General features: G+C 47.7%; 17 protein-coding genes. 8 read left to right on the forward strand and 9 right to left on the reverse strand.

Annotated elements, in window-relative coordinates:
- The first annotated feature begins 173 nt into the window (after window positions 1-173).
- Window positions 174-1082, forward strand: a complete 909-nt coding sequence (locus tag GGU45_RS20455) for an aminoglycoside 6-adenylyltransferase (RefSeq protein ID WP_435227957.1) — start codon at window positions 174-176, stop codon at window positions 1080-1082.
- A gap of 263 nt (window positions 1083-1345) precedes the next feature.
- Here GGU45_RS20455 and GGU45_RS20460 read toward each other — a convergent pair whose 3' ends face one another.
- The 4 genes from GGU45_RS20460 to GGU45_RS20475 form a co-directional block, all read right to left on the reverse strand.
- A complete protein-coding gene (locus GGU45_RS20460) occupies window positions 1346-1705 on the reverse strand; it encodes a DUF2200 domain-containing protein (protein ID WP_435227959.1) in 360 nt (119 codons plus the stop codon).
- Between the two features lie 95 nt (window positions 1706-1800).
- Entirely contained in the window at window positions 1801-2595 is a 795-nt protein-coding gene (locus GGU45_RS20465; RefSeq protein ID WP_435227960.1) for a patatin-like phospholipase family protein, read from the reverse strand.
- A gap of 43 nt (window positions 2596-2638) precedes the next feature.
- Window positions 2639-3832: a hypothetical protein gene (locus GGU45_RS20470; protein ID WP_435227962.1), complete on the reverse strand. Its 1194-nt coding sequence runs from the start codon at window positions 3830-3832 to the stop codon at window positions 2639-2641.
- Window positions 3833-3916: 84 nt separating this feature from the next.
- Window positions 3917-4096: a DUF5053 domain-containing protein gene (locus GGU45_RS20475; protein ID WP_435227963.1), complete on the reverse strand. Its 180-nt coding sequence runs from the start codon at window positions 4094-4096 to the stop codon at window positions 3917-3919.
- A gap of 44 nt (window positions 4097-4140) precedes the next feature.
- On the opposite strand from GGU45_RS20475, the gene GGU45_RS20480 reads away from it, so the two are divergent.
- The gene (locus GGU45_RS20480; RefSeq protein WP_435227965.1) at window positions 4141-5985 is read left to right on the forward strand and encodes an ABC transporter ATP-binding protein; all 1845 of its coding nucleotides are present in this window, start codon (window positions 4141-4143) and stop codon (window positions 5983-5985) included.
- 172 nt (window positions 5986-6157) lie between these two features.
- Complete coding sequence (locus GGU45_RS20485) at window positions 6158-6682, forward strand: DUF3276 family protein (protein ID WP_435227967.1); 525 nt, start codon at window positions 6158-6160, stop codon at window positions 6680-6682.
- A 163-nt stretch (window positions 6683-6845) separates the two neighbouring features.
- Here GGU45_RS20485 and GGU45_RS20490 read toward each other — a convergent pair whose 3' ends face one another.
- The 5 genes from GGU45_RS20490 to GGU45_RS20510 form a co-directional block, all read right to left on the reverse strand.
- Window positions 6846-8522: a metallopeptidase TldD-related protein gene (locus tag GGU45_RS20490; RefSeq protein ID WP_435227969.1), complete on the reverse strand. Its 1677-nt coding sequence runs from the start codon at window positions 8520-8522 to the stop codon at window positions 6846-6848.
- Between the two features lie 35 nt (window positions 8523-8557).
- Window positions 8558-10237, reverse strand: coding sequence for a metallopeptidase TldD-related protein (locus GGU45_RS20495; protein WP_435227971.1), 1680 nt, complete (start codon window positions 10235-10237; stop codon window positions 8558-8560).
- A gap of 162 nt (window positions 10238-10399) precedes the next feature.
- Window positions 10400-10825, reverse strand: a complete 426-nt coding sequence (locus tag GGU45_RS20500) for a hypothetical protein (protein WP_435227973.1) — start codon at window positions 10823-10825, stop codon at window positions 10400-10402.
- Window positions 10826-10904: 79 nt separating this feature from the next.
- A complete protein-coding gene (locus GGU45_RS20505) occupies window positions 10905-11867 on the reverse strand; it encodes an electron transfer flavoprotein subunit alpha/FixB family protein (RefSeq protein ID WP_435227975.1) in 963 nt (320 codons plus the stop codon).
- Between the two features lie 76 nt (window positions 11868-11943).
- Window positions 11944-12687 (reverse strand): electron transfer flavoprotein subunit beta/FixA family protein, encoded by a 744-nt coding sequence (locus GGU45_RS20510; protein ID WP_435227976.1) that lies wholly within the window; start codon window positions 12685-12687, stop codon window positions 11944-11946.
- Window positions 12688-12788: 101 nt separating this feature from the next.
- Here GGU45_RS20510 and GGU45_RS20515 point away from each other — a divergent pair, with 101 nt between their 5' ends.
- The 5 genes from GGU45_RS20515 to GGU45_RS20535 all read left to right on the forward strand — a co-directional run bounded on the left by GGU45_RS20515 (window position 12789) and on the right by GGU45_RS20535 (window position 19470).
- The gene (locus tag GGU45_RS20515; protein WP_435227978.1) at window positions 12789-13100 is read left to right on the forward strand and encodes a tetratricopeptide repeat protein; all 312 of its coding nucleotides are present in this window, start codon (window positions 12789-12791) and stop codon (window positions 13098-13100) included.
- 10 nt (window positions 13101-13110) lie between these two features.
- On the forward strand, window positions 13111-14436 hold the full coding sequence (gene tilS, locus GGU45_RS20520; protein ID WP_435227980.1) for a tRNA lysidine(34) synthetase TilS: 1326 nt from the start codon (window positions 13111-13113) through the stop codon (window positions 14434-14436).
- Between the two features lie 198 nt (window positions 14437-14634).
- Window positions 14635-15675 carry an endolytic transglycosylase MltG gene (gene mltG / locus GGU45_RS20525; protein ID WP_435227981.1) on the forward strand — a complete coding sequence of 347 codons (1041 nt, stop codon included), beginning with the start codon at window positions 14635-14637 and terminating at the stop codon, window positions 15673-15675.
- Entirely contained in the window at window positions 15672-16649 is a 978-nt protein-coding gene (locus GGU45_RS20530) for a YihY/virulence factor BrkB family protein (RefSeq protein WP_435227983.1), read from the forward strand. Before mltG ends, GGU45_RS20530 begins: the two co-directional genes overlap by 4 nt.
- Before the next feature lie 301 nt (window positions 16650-16950).
- Window positions 16951-19470, forward strand: coding sequence for a phosphocholine-specific phospholipase C (locus GGU45_RS20535; protein ID WP_435227985.1), 2520 nt, complete (start codon window positions 16951-16953; stop codon window positions 19468-19470).
- The last annotated feature ends 1 nt before the right edge of the window (window position 19471 follow it).

The raw sequence follows: 19471 nt of genomic DNA on the forward strand, positions 1-19471 counted from the left end.
GCATTTTCATTGATTTTTTCTGCTGATTTGCGATGATTTTATCATTTTGTACTTCCATTGCTGAATACAATTTTCGGATATCCGCGTTGTAAATCCGGGCGAATCCGCGGGATCATAAAGCCGTTGTCAGCCCCCGTGAAAATTATGCTTAAATTTGGGTCAACGATAATACTATGATAAGCAGGAGCGAAGCAGAAATGATGGAATTAATAATGGAGGTAGCAAAGGATCCCCGGATACGGGCGGTATTGCAGGATGGATCACGCTCCAATCCGGATGTAACGCCGGATATCTTCCAGGATTTTGACATAATCTATGTTGTAGAGGAACTTGCACCGTTTTTGAACGATCACAGCTGGGTTGATGTATTTGGTGAGCAGCTGATCCTGCAGCTTCCGGAGGCGATGGAACTGTACCCGCCTACACCGGAGCTGGAAGGTGCTTTTTCCTACCTGTTACAATTTAAGGATGGTAACCGGATCGACCTGACAATAGTGTCCGTAGAACGATTGGAACCATTTACCAGGGACAGTCTTTGTAAGGTGATCTGGGATAAGGCCGGGATCTTTAATGACCACCCGCTGCCACCCTCCAGCGATGCCAGTTATATTGTACGGCAACCATCGGCGCGCTCGTTCACCGATTGCTGCAATGAGTTTTGGTATACCAATGCAGGCCTGGCAAAGGGGCTATGGAGAGGGGAGGTTGTACTGGCCCAGGAATTGATCAGCCAGGTGATCCGGGCGGCACTGCTGCAAATGATGAACTGGTATATCGGTTGTCGCCATGGGTTCGGTGTAAATACCGGTAAATTTGGAAAGTATTATCAACGCTACCTGGAGCCCGGGTTGTATCAGAAACTATTGGCTACGTATCCGGTAGCAGACCTGCAGCAGATATGGCGATCGGTATATACAGCCCAGGAGCTTTTCAGAGAGGCTGCACAGGCCATTGCGGAGGAATTGGGTTATACCTACCCGGCAGACTGGGATAAAAACGTAACGGCTTATATGCAGCATGTACAGCAGCTGCCAAAAGATGCTTCACGGATCTATAGCGGGAGGGAGTTCACCGCAGATTAGCACAGATTTTTTGTTAATTACAAGGGCTTCCGCAGATTGACACAGATCCTTTTCGGAGACGACTGTTTTGCGTACAGACGGAATAGTGTATTTGCAGGAGGGCGCCTTTCTCGGCTATTTAAAGGAGCTGCGAATACGCTCAATTTCCCGGGCATCGTCTGCATTTACAAAACAGTCAGTTGTTTTCTTATACTTTTTACCACGTAACAGACTTGTTTTCGTTATTTGTTGCCGCCTGCCGCTTTATAAAATTCCCGTAGCGCTCATTTTCTTAAGATCTTATCCATGGCTTTGCCTTTGGCCAGCTCATCGATCAACTTATCAAGGTAGCGGACTTTTTGCATAAGCGGATCCTCTATATCTTCCACACGGTAGCCGCAGATCACGCCTGTGATCTTTGAAACATTCGGGTTGAGCTGTGGGGCCTCCGCAAAAAAGGCTTCAAAGTTGGTTTTGTTGTCGATCTGGTGCTGCAGTGCTTGCTGGTTGTACCCCGTCAACCAGCAGATGATAGTATCCACTTCTTCTTTTGTACGGCCTTTTTTTTCTGCTTTTTGAATATAATGTGGGTAAACGCCTGCAAAAGACATTTTATAAACCCTGGCATTATTTGCATTATTCATTTATAGAGGTATTGGAGGTCAGGATACATCAATACAGTAGCATCCGGTTTACTGCTTAAACAAAATTATGAAAAAAATGGCTGGTATTTTCAGTTTTAGCTCCTTTGCCGGTAGCCTTTTTCTTCCAACACCCGCACGGCGTTTTTATAAGTAATATCGAGCATTTGAGGAATTCCTTTTTTATCAAAAAGACTGAACCGGGTCATGCCGGGGGGGTCAAAAAAAAGATCGCAGGCCCGGGCCTTGGGATAAACCGATTTGCCAATGGCGAGGTGCACCACCCGGTCAAATACCTTGCGGGCGCTTATCTTTTGCATATCATCATACACGAGCGAATTTACATGCGAACCAATCAGCAGGTCGCATTTATTGTAAATGGGCTCTATAGGAAAATTATTCAGGATACCGCCATCCATATATACGCTGTTGCCAATGCGGACGGGAGGAAAAATATATGGAATACTGGCCGATGCCAGCAGGGCCTGGAAGAGTTTGCCATCGGAAAAATATTCCGTTCTGCCGTGCGTAAGCTCGGTGGCCGCGGCATAGAGGGGGATATTGAGCGCGTTAAAATTATCATCCCGGAACGATTCCTTAAAAAGCCGTTGCAAAAAGACGGTATTGAAAATACCGGTAGTACCGAGGCGGAAAGAAGAGCGGGAAAAAAAAGTGGTTTTCAGCGCGATCTCCTGCATTTGCTGCGGGGAGTACCCCGCCGCATAAAAAGCCCCGATAATAGCCCCTGCACTGGTGCCGGAGATTACATGCGGCCTGAGGCCAAACTCGTCCAGTGCGCGCAGTATACCAATATGCGCTACACCGCGCATGCCTCCTCCGGAGAGGGTTAGTCCTATGATTTTTTGTTTTTTCCGGAAAGAGAAGATGCCCATATCGGAATGATGAATGTAGAATTTAAAATACGGAATTTAAAGGTTATTTTTCAAACAAAGCAAAACTGCCCCCCGTCCAGGTTTTATCTTTATTAAACCGTACCCCAATCATTTTACCTTTACTCAATCTTGCCAGGTTATTGACCGGCCGGGGCCGCGCGGCGCCTTCCTCCCAGAAATAAAAAATACGGATCTCTGCTTTTGCCGGCTCATCGGGTGTTTGTATAACGGCGGCGTACGCTACTTTTTTTTGCAGGATCCAGTTCTCCGGGTCTTTGACAGCGGCAATATCCGCGGGGCTTACATCAATAACCACGCCCTGACCAGCGAAGGAAAACAGGGGTTTTAATACGTATTGATCCAGGCGCTCCGGCATTTCCCTTATGTTGCTTAAAAACCGCGTCTCCGGTATATGAGGATGTGTTATTAACGGAAGCGTGAACTTGCTGACCCGGTAAAACCAGTTGGGATGGGTAACCCATTCCACATCCAGATCTTCAAACAGCAGGGCCGCTTTTTCCTGCACCGCCGCTTCCTGCTGTTGCAGCTCATCAAAAATAACCCGGTTATAGATCCGTTTAATGAGTGTTTCTTTTCCGTCCTTCCGATAAAAGAGCTGCCTTCCTTTTTTAATTAGCGCGGTGATGCAAACCATTTTGATACCCAGGTATTCCTCTGTACAGTAAAAGTCGATATTGGTTTTTTGCTGTTCCGGAAAGATCTCAAGCAGGATCACGTTTTCCGGGTCCTCATCGGCTACCACAATTTTGCGGAACAACTCCAGGTAAGTTTGCCGGTTTAACCCGTCGAGGTAGGAGGAGTAACCGGGAGGAATGCCAAAATGGGCGTCAAAAACATCATCCAGCAGCACCTCGTAACCAAATAGGGTAGGGAAGCCCTGCATTTCGATAAGCTGCGGCTCCAGCCCGCCACCGGCATTACGGCAAATACCAAAGTCAAAGGCTATGAAATGAGGGTGACTGTTTTCATTGGGAACCCGGTAGTTTTCCGGTATGGCCCGGGCGGTTTTTTCCTTAAAATCCGGTTGCAGTATCAGGTCCACGATCTGCTCGCAGGCATCGATCATCTGGCGTGAAAATGTTTTTGGAATAAAGACGGGGGTTTCTGCAATACGGAATTGGATGGGCGTGGCATAACCGTTTAATGCCTGAGCAAATGCCTGGAATTTTTCATTGGTAAATGCGGTATTATAGGCCTCTCTGCGTTCGGGTACCATAGTTTTAAATTGTTGTAACAAGATACTGTTTTAAACTGAAAACCCTGCGGTTGGCCAAAACTTTTAGCCACTGCCGGTGATCCGTTAAACAGAAGATGAGCCAATGTGCCTGGATACATCCTGGATAGCCAGGTTGAGTTTTTTTAATTGCTGGTCATTCAGCTTAGCCTGTTTCCTGTTTACCGTATGTCCGTAAACGCGCTGATAGAGCCATGTGCCGGATTTGTTAAAGTATTTTTTTGAAATGAATGCAGTAAGCAGCAAGTCCGGAATTTGCGATTTAGCACATTACCTTTTACTTTGCAGCTATGAAGCACTTAGGCGCGTTGGGGAAGTATTTTTGGAAGTACCGGATCCGGCTGGGAGCGGGGATCCTGTTTGTGGCTTTGTCTAACTATTTTAACGTGTTATCGCCCCAGCTGATGCGGTTTATCGTAAACTATGTAGATCAGTCGCTGGTATTAACGGGGAACGCCCACCTGGCGGAAACCCGGGGATACGATACGCTGGTAAAAAAGATCATCGGATGGGTTACGGGGTATCATAGTATTGTGCAGGTAGTGTTCATTGCCAGCATTATAATACTGGTACTGGCATTGCTTCGCGGATTTTTTATGTTCCTGATGCGGCAAACTATTATTGTAATGAGCCGCCATATTGAGTATGATCAGAAAAACGAAGTGTACAACCAATACCAGCGCCTGACGAGCCGTTTTTTTAAGAGCCATACCACCGGCGACCTTATGAACCGGATTGCAGAAGATGTAAGCCGGGTGCGCATTTTTACAGGCCCGGCCATTATGTACATCGTAAACCTGCTTACCGTAATTGTACTGTGTGTGTTTTTTATGGTTCAAAGCAGCGTGGAGCTCACTATTTATGTGCTGCTTCCGTTGCCGGTACTGGCCGTAATTATCTATTTTGTAAACAGTACCATTCACAAAAAAAGCGAACGGATTCAGGCAGCGCTTTCGGACCTTACTACCAACGCGCAGGAATCTTACTCAGGTATCCGGGTGATTAAGTCCTTTGTGCAGGAAAATGCCATGTTTGATTTTTTTGCCGTTAACAGCGAGCGTTACCGGAAAAATGCTATAGCACTGGCCGGGGTAGAAGCCATTTATTTTCCATCGATCCAGCTACTGATCGGTATCAGCACCTTGTTTACAATCATGATCGGCGGACTTTACTATATCCATCATGAGCACAATATTACGCTGGGTACCATTGTTGAGTTTATTGTTTACGTAAATATGCTCACTTTTCCGGTAAGTGCCATCGGGCTTACGGCCAGCATGGTACAAAGGGCGGCAGCTTCGCAAAAGCGGCTGAATGAATTCCTGGATATTGTACCGGAAATCAAAAATGAAACAGGCGCCACCCCCTTGCAGCTGGATGGCAGTATTGCTTTTAACACAGTTGATTTTACCTACCCCGATACGGGGATCAGGGCCCTGCAGCAGTTTGATCTTAAGATCGGCCAAGGAGAAAAGATTGCTATAACGGGGAAAACGGGCAGCGGGAAAACAACCATTGCCCAGCTGCTGCTGCGGATGTATGATACCGGTAGCGGCTCCATCGTAATGCAACACCGCAATATCCGGGATATTGACCTGTATGCACTTCGCGACCAGATCAGTTATGTGCCGCAGGATGTATTTTTATTTAGCGACACCGTAGCTAATAACATCCGGTTTGGAAAACCCGGGGCTACCATGGAGGAGGTAATTGCCGCAGCCGAAATAGCGGGTGTGGCCCGGGAAATTGAAGGGTTCGAAAAGGGCTACGACACCATGATCGGGGAGCGGGGCGTTACCCTCAGCGGGGGGCAGAAACAACGTATTTCTATTGCAAGGGCGCTGATCAAGGAATCGGCGATCATTATTTTTGACGATTCGCTGAGTGCCGTAGATGCCAAAACAGAAAAAGAAATCATGGACCGGCTGAATGCCTACCTGGAAAAACGATCGGCCATCATCATTACCCACCGGGTATTTTCGCTGCTTAGTTTTGACCGGATCATCGTGCTGGATGAGGGTGAAATTGCAGAACAGGGAACACATGAAGAACTGATGAAGATCCCCGATGGATTTTACGCCCGCCTGTATCACCGGCAGCAAATGGGTTTGGGAGCAGCAAAAAATACCGCCTGAAACCGGGTGGGGAATTCAAAATACAGGAATTTGCTTCCGCTAAATGCCTGATGGTGTGTACATAAGATTTGTTTAAAAAAATATGCTAAAACTTCAATAAATTTAATTTTTATTAAAAACATACATATATTTGTTTGTATCTTAATCTTTCTATTTAATTAAAAAGAAACACGTGGAGAACGAGCATAACGATCGGAAATTGGAGAGCATCTACAGTAAGCGACTCCGTGCCGGAAAAAGGAGGACCTATTTTTTTGATGTAAGGTCTACCAAGGGAAATGATTATTACCTCACTATTACGGAAAGCCGCAAGCGTTTTGATGATAACGGATATGACCGCCATAAGGTGTTCTTATATAAAGAGGACTTTAATAAATTTTTGAAGGCATTGAATGAGGCCATTGATTATGTAAAAACGGACCTGATGCCTGATTTTAATTTTGATGCTTTCAACCATGAAGATTATGATGAGGAGGGTGGGGCAGTACCCTATCAGCCCACTGCCGTAGCGGCGCCTGTTGCAACAGCTGCGGTGTCGCCGGTGGCAGATGCAGAACCGGCTCCGGAGGCTGATACAGATGCTGTACCGGCAACACCCGCGGCCAGCGAAGAGCCGGAAGAGCCATTGAATACAGCTCCTGCTTCGCAGGATGATATTCCCCCGGCGGCCAGTCATGAAGAAGTAGAAAAATGGTAATTATTTTTTAAGGATATGCAAGGCCGTCTGAAAAGACGGCTTTTTTTATGACGGTCATGTTATTGCCACTGAAATTCTGTGTCGTTGCCACTGAAACGCAGATTTTTCTAATACTTTAGCAACAGCCCCGTTTTTAATGTAGAAAACCCAAGCCTTCAGTGTTTCAGTGCTTCTGTGGCAAACCTTGCTTTGTTTTTTCGGCTGCAGGTTTTTTATCAAGCAATGGATTGCTAACGATAATGGGCTTGGCTTTTACAACGCTGTTTTCTGCCTCCAGCTCTATTTCACCTATGATCATGCTTTGCGGACAGATCACCGAAAAAAGCGATTGGTTCCATAAACGCGTTTGATCGGCGGCGGTAATAAACCGGCGCAGGCTGCGCATGTTTAAGCTGGTAAATTTAAAACCGGTAAGCATTTCTTCCCTTAGTGTGGCTGTGTCGATGCGGAACAGGTAAGGAACCTGGCCATAGCTTACATTTACATCGCGTACAATATAGGCATAAGGGAGGCCTTCTTCCTTAGCGGCTTTTACAAGTTCCTTTTTCATGTCTTTTAGCGGGACAACGGTATCTGCCGCAAGCCGGAGTACTCCGGCGCTATAACTGCGCTCACCTGTTGCAAAGCCGCCCGGCTCACCGAATTTCCGGGTAGGAGTTCGCCCGTTCAATAAACTTTTTAAAACGCCTCCCCGTATCAGCTCCAGGGAGTCGGGCGGCATAACGCCATTATAGTCGATATCAAAAGCACCCGTGGTATGCCGGCCGTTATATGTTTTCAAATGCGGTAAGGCCGTCAGTGTTAAATGGGATGCAATCAGTTTTTGACCGATCTTGTCCTCATAAAAAGTGGTGTTGTTATCGGGGTACAGGATGGATTTACGGTTTACTCCCAGGCTATACCGGAACAATCCCGAAATAAGATGGGCCAACGCTTCTCCTTCAAATAGTACCGGCCCCAGGTAGGACCCTTCAAATTTTGGAGCCTTATCCCGTTCCAGGATCCGGCGGATCATTGCCCGGGCTGTGTCTTCCAGTGTTTGATAAGCAGGCAGCTCATCGATATGAGTCGCATACTCATTAAAGGTTTCAAAAAGATTGCTGCCCCCATCGCCCGGCATAGCCGCAGCAATATTCAGCACTACCTGGGCTACCGGTTTGCGAATGATGGCGCCTTCGCTGGATACCAGGTACTCTTCCGCATTGCTGATGGTTAAATAGCATGACGATGTGGTGATTTGCGGATAGGCCGTAAACAATCCCGAAAGCTTTTGCAGCAGCGGGGTCCAGCGCTCAATAGCTGCGGCGGGCATTGCAGCCAGGCCTCCAAGATCCTTTACGCCGGCATTGATTTTTGTGAGGTCGTCAAGATCCAGCTCTTTTTGGTCTACGGTTACGCGCTTTAGAGCGGCCATGGTGGCATTGTATTGCTGTGCTGTTGCTTTATAGGCCCGGTCGGTTTCGAGCCAGAGGAGTCTTCGCAGTTCATCTGCATCATTTTCATCGGGCAGCATGATATAGGAACCATCATCAAAGAGGTAATCAAAATTGCGGTGATAATCGCCCACCAGCAATTTTACAGCAGCCGTTTTTGTTGTCATTGGCCCGGGGAACGGGGTAACGATACGGCCTCTTTCGGCGCGGATGGTTTGCGATACCATGTTCCTCAATTTATAGCTGATGAGGAAGGGCTTACCCAGGTTGGGGAGACTGAGTCGCTGTATATTGCGGTTCAGTTCTTCCGAAAGCACTTTTACATAAAAATTGTTGCGCAGTTCCTGGCTGCTCACTGCCAGGGTAAGTATAAAAGAACAGGCGTATAATAATAGTTTCTTTTGCATCGGTTCGTTTTAATGGATGGCGTATTGCAGATTTGTTATTGAACGGTCCTGTCAAGATCCGGCCGGGGCAATACCGGCAGCCGCTCATTGGATTTGCTTTTTTTCTGCGTTTCGATGAGGTCTACAAAGATCGCCGGGGATGAGGCTGAAACGGGCACCCAGCCGGAGCCGGAGCCGCACATGCCATTAAAGGTCTCCATGGTATTGTCCGCTGCAATGATTCTCCGGAACATCGACAAAGGGGTACCGATCAGGTCAACGCCCCGTACCAGCTGGTCGGGCCTTCCATCAACAAAAACTTTATATACCTCTACGGGCATCACATTAAAGGCGTTGGGCATAGTGCGCCCGATACTGGTAAACCCGCCTTGCACATCCTCAAAATAGTAGCCATATTCGTGCCCCTGCTTTTTTGCTTCTGCGCGCAGCAGTTCCTTCAGTTCGGCGGCCGGTTTTGATGCCGATGCCTTAACTACCAGGTTGCTTTGCCGGCTCTCGGGTATTCCTCCCGGGGCAGTGCGGGCGTGCCCGTTGGAACCGCTGGAGCCATTGATAGGGGTGCGGGTCATTAAGAAGCTGCGCAGGATGCCGGCCTCCACTACGTTCACTTTTTGAGCAGCCACGCCTTCGTCATCATAGCGGTAAAATCCGTTAACCCCGGTGTTGCCAACTTTCTTTACTGTAGGATCCAGCGTTATGCTCAGGAAGGCCGGCAATACCGGCAACCCGATCTTGTTTTTGAAAGTATGCCCGTCAAAATCGCTCTTCATCCGTTTGCCTTCCAGGCGGTGCCCAAAGATTTCATGAAAAAATACTCCGGACGCCCGGCCTGATAAAATAGCGGGACCAACAAAGGGGTCGGCTACGGGGGCAACGCGCAAAGCCGTCAGTTTGGCGCTCATTTGGCTGATCTCCTTCAAAACACTATCCTTTGACGGAAGCTCCGAAGGCTCATAGGCATAGTACATTCTAAAAAGAGGAAGCTCCATGCCGTCATCGGCCTTGGTAAGGCTGTATACCGATTGCCAGGCGCTGGTGCCATTTTCGATGATCGAAGAGCCATCCGTATCTGTAAAATATTTACGAACAATCTTAAATTCGATATTCGCCACTCCCATCAGCAGATCGGGGTTGGCCTTTAAAACGGAAGAATACGCCACCAGGTTTTTAGTAAGCATTTCCACATTCGGGCGCAGGGCGGTATAGCGGAGCGGAGGGTCATGATACACCACTTTTGGTGCGGCGGAAAAATCGGCGGCGGAATCTTCTTCTGCTGCTTTAACTTTTTTATTGGTCAGGATCTGCTCATAAGCCTGTACCGCATTTTTGTAGGCATTGTCGGTATTCTTCCAAACGGCAAGGGTAATGATATCGGCATCATCCACCACCGGGATATTACCCGGGAACTGGCCAAAGCCTACATTGTGCGTATTGTCCAGCTTATAACTGCCCAGCCTTATGGAGGGCGAAAATACCCGGTACCGGGAAGAATCAATTCCTGTTACGGCGCCAAAAGAAGTACGGATATTGTAGGTGGTAATATCGTCTACCCGGTAGCTCATATAATACAGGCGGTCATCGGCCTTCTTTAATTGCTCAAATTCCCTTTGCAGTTCTTTTGAAAGGGTGGTCATAAGCAGATCCTGGGCAAACAGGGTTTGGGAAATAAAGGTTAGTCCGACAGCAGCGAGCCCCGATCGCAGGTTAAAGATCATAAAGTGGGTTTAAATAATTGATTTGACAAAAGGTCACGTCCATCACGGAAGATACCGATTTTTAACGGGAAAACTCAACCGTAACACCCGCGTCTTTGCTCCTTTGCGCCATTGCGTGAAATAAACTACAATGGGCGGTAAAATGCAACCGCAGTAGTGAATTTAATATTGCTCCCACCGGTAACTGGGTTTTGTGTTTTTTCTTTTGAAATGATACCCCGAGCGGGCCAACAACGAGGGTGTTGAGTAGTAATACAGGGGCCGTATATACAAAGGCTGAATTCTCTTATTGCCATCACCTCCCGGTTTGTCCCATAAATTGGGCATACGATCGGTCTTATGCATACCGCCTCCTGCATTCAGCATTTTTTTTCCGGTGCCTGATGGTAACAGTACCGGCATACGATCCTGCCGGGACTCGGCTATATAAAATTTATTGTTAAGTTTTACAATAGATGATGTATCAATAATATCCGGATTAGGTATAGAGTAAAGATTCAGGTAAGAGGGCCGTTTAAGGTTTAACGTATCCTGAGCCCGGGCCGCAATACAGTAGCAACAACACAATATTAGAATGAAATATTTCATGTCCGTTTTTCGGACATGATGCAAGCGCTCCGGCTATTACATAAAAAAAGACCGGAATTTTTTTCCGGCCTTTTTTATATTATCCTTTTAATTGCTTTATAGCTTCGGTTAGTTTGGGGACTACCTCAAACAGGTCGCCTACAATACCATAGTCTGCCGCCTTAAAGAACGGCGCCTCCGGGTCTTTATTGATGACCACTATGACCTTACTGCGGTTTACACCGGCAAGGTGCTGAATGGCGCCGGAAATGCCCACTGCCAGGTAAAGATTGGGAGCAATGGCGCCACCGGTTTGACCAACGTGTTCGTTATGCGGCCGCCAATGCGCATCCGCCACCGGCCGGCTGCAGGCAAGGGCCGCATTCAATGCTTTTGCCAGATCTTCGAGGATACCCCAATTCTCTGGTCCCTTCATACCGCGTCCGCCGCTTACCACCAATGCGGCCTCGGCCAGCGGCACTTCCGAAGATTGTCGGCTTACACTCACAACTTTTACTCTTGGAACCTCTATATTTACTTCAGCAGGAACAACGGTTGCCGTTCCATCACCTGTTTCAATATTGAATGAATTCGGATTTAAGCTTATGATCTTTAACGGAGTATCTATTTTTACATCAGCAAATGCTTTACCTGAAAAAACAGATTTTTTCACAACAAAGCCCTCATTGGTTTCGGGAAGCGCCACGGCTCCCGATACCAGGCCGGCCTTTAAACGGGCCGACAGCCGGGGAGCCAATGCTTTCCCATCCGTGTTATTAGAGAAAACAATAACCGTTGCCCCGGTCTTTTCGGCCACCTGTGCAATCGCTTTTGTGTACACCTGCGCGTCAAAATGTGCCAGAGCATCATTTTGAACCTGGTGGATCTTTTGAACACCATATTTTCCAAGTGCCTGCAGTTCTTCTTTAACAGGAGCCAGCACCAGGCCTTCAGCGGCTACACCCAATTGCTGCGCCAGCCGCGCACCATAGGTTAATACTTCAAGAGAGGTTTTTTTTACCGCCCCTTCTTCATTGATATCGATAAATATTAAAACAGACATTTATAACGTTTGAAGTTTAAGGTTTAAGGTTTGACGTTCGTGTTCAGACCTTAAAGTTGTAATTTACTAAGCCGGTTCAGATCACTTTTGCTTCTTCGTGCAGCAGGCGCACCAGTTCCTGTACATTATCGGCGTCTACCAGTTTAACCCCGGCTTTTGCGGGCGGCAGGCTAAACGTGGACACCTGGGTAAGTGCATCGGCCGCTACGGGCTCCACTACTTTCAACGGTTTGGTACGGGCTGCCATAATACCCCGCATATTAGGGATGCGTTGTTCCGCCATTCCCTTGTTACAGCTGATAACCACCGGCAGGGCCACCTCGCAAACCTCTTCGCCGCCCTCTATCTCCCGGGTTACCGTAGCGGTTGTTCCGTTCAGTTCCAGTTTTGTTGCCAGCGAAATAAAAGGAAGATCCAGGAGCTCGGCTACCATCCCGCCTACGGCGCTGCCATTATAATCGATGGTTTCTTTTCCCAGTAAAATAAGATCGTAATTGTTTTCTTTTGCTACCTGTGCAATCTGCGATGCAATGCCAAAACTGTCCAGGTTTTCTGCATTTACCCGGATGGCTTCATCGCCCCCAAGGGCCAATGCCTTACGGATGATGGCATCGGCATCGGCGCCGCCAACATTTATAAGATGAATAACCGCAGCCGGGTTGGCCTCTTTTAATTCAATAGCACGCACCAGCCCGTAATATTCGTCATTAGGATTGATGATCCATTGAACACCAGCCGCATCAAATTTCGTATTATTATCCGTGAAGGCTATTTTTGCCGTGGTATCAGGGGTTTTACTAATGCAAACTAATATCTTCATTATGGTATCCTTGTTTTGTAAATGAAAGTTGTTTATGCAACCAAACAAAGATAACAGATGTAGGATAATTATGGATGGGATACTTAAAAAAAATGTCCACAATGAACCGGATCGAAAAATTAAAAGCCATGTTGCTTGAGAACAGTGAGGACGCATTCCTGAACCATGCCCTGGCCCTCGAATATGTGAAAGCGGGCGATGATGCAAAGGCGGCGGCCCTCTTTAAGTTGATCCTGGAAAAGGACCCGGATTATGTAGGTAGCTATTACCATCTTGGTAAATTACAGGAACGTAATGGAGATGAGCAGGCTGCAATTGCTGTGTATAAAAAAGGAATGGAAATGGCACAGAAACTGGGAGAGCAGCACGCCTACAATGAATTGAGAGCGGCATGTGAATACCTCGAATTTTAAAAAAATACGAATGGAGCTGTTAGCCCGTTTTTTAAAACATATACACAAGGAACACCTTTTTACAGCAAAGGACCGCCTGCTCCTGGCCATTAGCGGCGGGGTAGACTCGGTGGTACTGGGGCAGCTTTGTAAGCTGGCGGGGTTTGATTTTGGAGTGGCGCATTGCAATTTTCAATTGAGAGGGGAGGCAAGCGATGCGGACGAAGCGTTTGTAAAAGCACTTGCTGAAAGCTGGGCGGTGCCATTTTATAACATCCGTTTCAACACCGCCGAATTTGCCAGGGCAAACCGGTTATCGATACAGGAGGCCGCCCGGGAGCTCCGTTACAACTGGTTTGCTGAAATCAAAAAAAGAGAGGACTTCGATTATATATTGACGGCCCACCATGCCAATGATAACATTGAAACCCTGCTGATGAATTTTTTCCGGGGAACGGGCATGAACGGGCTCACCGGTATCAGGGAAAAAAATGGTGCGCTGGTACGGCCCCTGCTATTTGTAAAAAGAACAGAACTGGAGCAATATTTACGGGAGCAGTCGCTTTCCTTTGTGCAGGACGCTTCCAATCTGAAGGACGATTATACCCGCAACTTCATCCGCAACCGCCTGTTGCCGCAAATGGCATCCGTTTACCCGGAAGTGGAGCAGAACCTGGTGCATAATATTCAGCGCTTCGGGGAGATCAATGCCCTGTACCAGCAGTCGGTACAGCAATATCGCAGAAAACTGGTTACCGCCAAAGGCGATGAGCTGCATATTCCGGTATTGCTGCTGTTAAAAACTGCCGCGCCGCCAACGGTACTGTTTGAGATCATTAAAGACTATGGGTTTGGCGCCGGGCAGCTGCCGGAAGTATTTGCCCTGACGGGATCGGAACCCGGCCGGTATATTGTATCGGCAACCCATCGTGTTGTTCGCGACAGGAAGCACCTGGTCATTGCTCCGTTGGCAGCTTCAGAGCGGTCGCGGGTCTTTTTGGAGCAACCGGGGGTCTTCAATTTTGATGAAGGAAGGCTCCGGCTCCTTGTAAAAGAAAATGCCGGCGCCATCCCCACCGCAGCGGAAACCGCATGGCTGGATGCCCGCCAGGTACAGTTTCCGCTTATACTACGCCCCTGGAAAACGGGCGACTATTTTTATCCCCTGGGGATGATGAAAAAAAAGAAAGTGGCCCGTTTCCTGATCGACCAGAAACTGAGCGCCATCCAAAAGGAAAAAATTTGGGTGCTGGAAATGCAGCAAAAGATCATCTGGATTGTAGGGCACCGTATTGATCACCGTTTCCGGGTGACGGATGCAACAAAGGAGGTCCTTGAAATAAACTATCTAAAATAGAAGATGAAATAAATTTAAATTTCAATAAAGTGACTTGTAATAAATAACACACAACTAATAAACCCATTAAGAAGTTAAGATTCATTAAGCAATATCCTAACTTAACTATTCTTAATCCTAATGGTTTACGAAAAATAAATTTTAAACAAACGCTGAATATTATTCATAAATCCGGGATTAACACTGAATCATTTGATAATGGCAAAAAAGAAAAAAACGTTTCCCTATATCCTGCTCATGCTGCTGGCACTGGCGTGCTTTGTTGCATTTCAATTCCTTGGACCTGCGACCCATAAAACAAAAAAAGGATTCCTGTATGTAAAAACGGGCACCACCATGGAGCAATTGAAAAAACAGCTGGTGGAAGAAAAATTTCTCTCCGGGGTTACCTGGTTCAATCTGGCTTCAAAGGCACTGGGGTATAAAGTAGTAAAGCCCGGCAAATACCGGGTAAAAGGGGGGAGTGCTGTTGTATCGCTGGTGCGGATGCTGAAGAACGGAAACCAGGAGCCGGTGAATTTTGTGGTTACAAAGATCCGGACCCGCGAAGCGCTGGCAGGCCGCATTGGCAGGGCTTTTGAATGTGATTCTGCAGTAACAGCCCGGTTCCTGGGCAGCAATGATTCCCTCGCGACCTATGAGCTGGACAGTAATACGGTAATGGCGGCGGTATTGCCGCTGAGTTACGAGATCCGATGGAACACCACGCCCCGGGCTATTTTTGATAAGTTCTTTGATGCCTATAAAAAATTCTGGACCAATACCCGCCGGCAGAAGGCCGCAGCGCAGGGGCTCACCCAGCTACAGGTGATCACCCTGGCCTCTATTATTGATGAGGAAACGAACAAAGCTGCCGATAAACCCAAAATAGCCAGCACCTACATGAACCGCGTGGCCAAAGGAATGCCGTTGCAGGCAGACCCCACCGTTAAGTTTGCATTAAAGGATTTTGGGATCAAACGCGTCCTGTTTGGGCACCTGGCCGTAGCATCGCCCTATAATACTTATAAAAATAAAGGGCTGCCCCCCGGGCCCATCTGTACTCCCCAGCAATCAACCATCGATTCGGTGCTGAATGCCCCCCAAACCGATTATTTGTATTTTGTGGCCAGCAGTAATTTTGACGGATCCCATATTTTTACCAGCAATTACCAGGAACATACAAAATATGCAAAGCTATACCAGCAGGCCCTGGATGCACAGATCCGGAAAAGAGACAGTCTTCGCGCAGCCCCATGAGCCGTATAAAAAATATCGCCCAACTTGTTAGCGGTTCCCGGCGGTTAAGCTGGCTGCGGAACAAAGGAGAAACTACGGCCATACCCGGGTTTGAGCAGGTTTCTGTACTTGACACATTTAAGGGGTTTCGCAAGCAGATCCAGGACGACAATATCATTGAGCGGGCTTCTGCCATTTCGTATAATTTTTTTATGGCCATCCCGCCCACGCTGATCTTTTTGTTTACCTTGTTTCCGATCATCCTGGGGAAGCTGCCGGTAAAGATCCAATTCAAAGAAGAAATTATTGCGATCATAAAGGGGATCGTTCCGGATCCCCGGTACCACCTGCCCATTCTTGAGTTTGTTAATAATATTTTTGAAGGACAGCGGACCGACCTGCTTTCAGTGGGGATCCTGTTATCGCTTTTTTTCTCCTCCAATGCCATTATGGGATTAATGCGTTCCTTTGATAAAAATCTTCCGGGGTTTATAAAGCGAAAGGGGCTGCAAAAAAGGGGCAACGCACTGCGGGTGACGCTGGTACTGGATTTCCTGTTTATCCTGTGCGTGGGCTTACTGGCAGCGCAAGGTAATGTGCTGGAGTGGTTTGGGATTGAGCAACAATGGCTCATCAATCTCATCAGCAGCACCCGCTGGGTCCTGATCGTGATCCTGTTTTTAACCATCGTTTCCTATATCTACCGGGCGGTGCCTTCGGTGCATAAAAAATGGACCTGGATCACCCCGGGCTCCGTGCTGGCGGCTGTGCTTATGACCATACTGGCCCTGGGTTTTTCCTGGTGGGTAGGTAGTTTTGGCAGTTTCAACAAACTCTACGGCTCACTGGGAACGGTACTGTTGGTGCTGGTGTATATATTCATTAATTCGCTGATCCTGCTGGTGGGGTTCGAGATCAATGTCAGCATCCGGTCCAATGCGTTAAAAAGAGCTATACAAAAAGAAGAGCCGTTTACGGAAGATGTATTGATATAAAGGTGTTTCAGGTTAGATATTTAAAGTTTCAGGTTAGATCTGTTGTTATACTTGATATGGCCTTTTCATTTTCAAATTGTTTTTCATTATATTTATTTCCCTTTTTTTATATTAAACTTTGTTGTTTTTTTACCGTCAAAATAGTCAAAAGACCGGTTAACGATCTTTTAATGAGGCCTCGGGGGTTCTTAAATTATATTTGACAGGTATTTATACTGGGAAGGGATAAAAAGTGATTGATGGGTTATAAAGCTCATTAATTCATCCCTTTTGAAGTGTATCATTTTATAAAAACGATTGTATGGACAACAGACGTGTATTCCTGAAAAAATCAATGTTGCTATCGGGAGCAGCAGGTATGAGGGCCGCAGTTCCCGATTCCCTCTTAAAGGCCCTAGCCATCGACCCCCGGCCCGGAACTACGTTTTTAGACGCTGAGCATGTTGTGATCCTGATGCAGGAGAACCGCTCCTTTGATCATTGCTTTGGCACCCTGCAGGGCGTACGGGGCTTCAACGACCCCCGGGCCATTACACTGCCCGACCAAAAGCCTGTGTGGTTCCAGACCAACGAAAAAGGGGAGACCTATGCGCCGTTCCGGCTCAATATAAAGGAAACCAAGGCCACCTGGATGGGGGCGCTTCCACATTCCCGTCCCAGCCAGGTAGATGCATTCAATAACGGGAAATACGACCGGTGGCTGCCCGCTAAAAAAGCCGGCAATAAAAAATATGCCGCACTGCCGCTCACCATGGGTTTTTATACCCGGGAGGATCTGCCGTTTAATTACGCCCTGGCGGATGCTTTTACCGTTTGCGATCAGAATTTTTGTTCGGCCATGACGAGCACCACACCCAACCGCTCATTTTTCTGGACCGGCAAAATAAGGGATACAGACGATGGATATCCACGGGACAATATCCGGAACGATAATTTTGCCCATGCCAAAATGAGCTGGAAAACCTTCCCCGAACTACTTACGGACAACGATATCAACTGGAAATTTTATCAAAATGATATTTCCTGCGGTGGCGGATACAAAGGAGAAGAGCGCTCCTGGCTTTCAAATTTTGGATGTAACCTGCTGGAATTCTTCAAAGCCTACAACGTAAAATACACACCACGGTATGTAGAGGGGTTAAAAAAGCTGGTAGACACCCTTCCGGGCGAGATCAACCGGCTGCAGGAGGAAAGCCCTTCCAGCGAAGCTGCGGCAACAAAAATAAAAACGGCATTGAGTAAAAAACAGGAGGCGCTGGATAATGCAAGGGCCGAACTGGACCAGTGGGGCCGGAACAATTTTGAGAAGCTGACGAACAAGCAAAAAGAACTGTTCTTTAATGCGTTTATCAATAATAAAAAAGACCCGGAATACCGGTCGGTATCCGAATTAAAATACAGGGAGGGGGGCGAAGACCGTGTGGCAACCGTGCCCTCCGGCGATATACTTTACCAGTTTCGAAAGGATGTAGATGAGGGAAAACTTCCCACGGTTTCCTGGCTGGCGGGTCCGCAAAATTTTTCAGACCATCCCAGCGCGCCCTGGTACGGCGCCTGGTATGTTTCGGAAATCCTGGATATTCTTACTAAGAATCCGGAGGTATGGAAGAAAACCATCTTTATTTTGACCTATGATGAAAATGACGGGTACTATGATCATGTGCCGCCTTTTTCCATAGCCGATCTTAAAAAGCCAGGCACCGGTAAATGCAGCGCCGGTATTGATACCGAGGCGGAGCATGTGCGGATGGAGTATGAGCTGAAGCAGGGTATTCCCCAGAAACAGGCCCGCGAAGCCGCTGTAGGCCTCGGTTTCAGGGTGCCGATGGTCATCGCATCGCCCTGGAGCCGGGGTGGTAAGGTATGCTCCCAGGTGTTTGAGCATACATCAACCCTGCAGTTCCTGGAAACCTTCCTGAATCAGAAATTCAATAAAAAGATCCATATCGATAATATCAGCGCATGGCGAAGGACGATCAGCGGGGACCTCACCGCGGCTTTCAGTCCCTTTGATGGGAAGCCCGTACAGCAGTTGCCGTTCCTGAAAAGGAATGATTTTGTCGAAAGCATTTATAATGCACAGTTCCGGAAAGAGCCCGGGGGCTTTCACCGCCTGTCTGATGAGGATGCCCGGCAGGCCATTAAAGGAGGGGAGGCGTTGCCTTTTATGCCGCAGCAGGAAAAAGGAACCCGTCCTTCCTTATCGCTCCCTTATGAATTGTATGCAGACGGCAATCTTTCGAGGGATAAAAATACGCTGATTGTTTCCTTAAAAGCAGGGGCCGCCGTATTTGGGCAACGGGCCCAGGGCGCGCCATTTACAGCCTATGCGCCCGCCGTTTTTGCGGACGGCCAGGGGGTAAAAGATATTTGCCGCAACTGGTCGTTTGCCGTAAAAGCCGGCGATCAGCTGGATTATGAATGGCCGGTAAAAGCATTTGAGAACGGAAATTATTTTTTGCGGTTGCATGGCCCCAATGGCTTCTTCCGCGAGTTCAGAGGAAGCCGGAAGGACCCGGACCTGAACGTTGTGTGTTCCTACGAGATGAACCGCAACCAGCCAACGGGAAACATCTTATTACAACTGAGCAGCACAGCGTCCGTAACTATTGATATCGTTGATAACGCTTATAAAAACAACACGCTGAGCAAACCGGTAAGCGGGAGCCAGAACCTGGTGCTTAACCTTGCTAAAAGCAGGGGCTGGTACGATTTCAGCATCCGGCTCAGGGGCAACAGCAGTTTTGAAAAACGCTTTGCAGGCCGGGTAGAAACCTCCGCCGAAAGTATTACAGACCCCTTTATGGGAAGGATGATTTAGA

The organism is Niabella hirudinis (assembly GCF_051201075.1).
GTDB lineage: Bacteria > Bacteroidota > Bacteroidia > Chitinophagales > Chitinophagaceae > Niabella > Niabella hirudinis.

What these genes read in the sequence shown, in the direction of transcription:
- GGU45_RS20465 (WP_435227960.1), bottom strand. Translation starts at nt 2,595, where the DNA reads ATGGGCATCTTCTCTTTCCGGAAAAAACAAAAAATCATAGGACTAACC.
- GGU45_RS20505 (WP_435227975.1), bottom strand. Translation starts at nt 11,867, where the DNA reads ATGTCTGTTTTAATATTTATCGATATCAATGAAGAAGGGGCGGTAAAA.
- GGU45_RS20535 (WP_435227985.1), top strand. Translation starts at nt 16,951, where the DNA reads ATGGACAACAGACGTGTATTCCTGAAAAAATCAATGTTGCTATCGGGA.
- mltG (WP_435227981.1), top strand. Translation starts at nt 14,635, where the DNA reads ATGGCAAAAAAGAAAAAAACGTTTCCCTATATCCTGCTCATGCTGCTG.
- GGU45_RS20530 (WP_435227983.1), top strand. Translation starts at nt 15,672, where the DNA reads ATGAGCCGTATAAAAAATATCGCCCAACTTGTTAGCGGTTCCCGGCGG.
- GGU45_RS20490 (WP_435227969.1), bottom strand. Translation starts at nt 8,522, where the DNA reads ATGCAAAAGAAACTATTATTATACGCCTGTTCTTTTATACTTACCCTG.
- GGU45_RS20460 (WP_435227959.1), bottom strand. Translation starts at nt 1,705, where the DNA reads ATGAATAATGCAAATAATGCCAGGGTTTATAAAATGTCTTTTGCAGGC.
- GGU45_RS20470 (WP_435227962.1), bottom strand. Translation starts at nt 3,832, where the DNA reads ATGGTACCCGAACGCAGAGAGGCCTATAATACCGCATTTACCAATGAA.
- GGU45_RS20515 (WP_435227978.1), top strand. Translation starts at nt 12,789, where the DNA reads ATGAACCGGATCGAAAAATTAAAAGCCATGTTGCTTGAGAACAGTGAG.
- GGU45_RS20480 (WP_435227965.1), top strand. Translation starts at nt 4,141, where the DNA reads ATGAAGCACTTAGGCGCGTTGGGGAAGTATTTTTGGAAGTACCGGATC.
- GGU45_RS20495 (WP_435227971.1), bottom strand. Translation starts at nt 10,237, where the DNA reads ATGATCTTTAACCTGCGATCGGGGCTCGCTGCTGTCGGACTAACCTTT.
- GGU45_RS20510 (WP_435227976.1), bottom strand. Translation starts at nt 12,687, where the DNA reads ATGAAGATATTAGTTTGCATTAGTAAAACCCCTGATACCACGGCAAAA.
- GGU45_RS20455 (WP_435227957.1), top strand. Translation starts at nt 174, where the DNA reads ATGATAAGCAGGAGCGAAGCAGAAATGATGGAATTAATAATGGAGGTA.
- GGU45_RS20500 (WP_435227973.1), bottom strand. Translation starts at nt 10,825, where the DNA reads ATGAAATATTTCATTCTAATATTGTGTTGTTGCTACTGTATTGCGGCC.
- tilS (WP_435227980.1), top strand. Translation starts at nt 13,111, where the DNA reads ATGGAGCTGTTAGCCCGTTTTTTAAAACATATACACAAGGAACACCTT.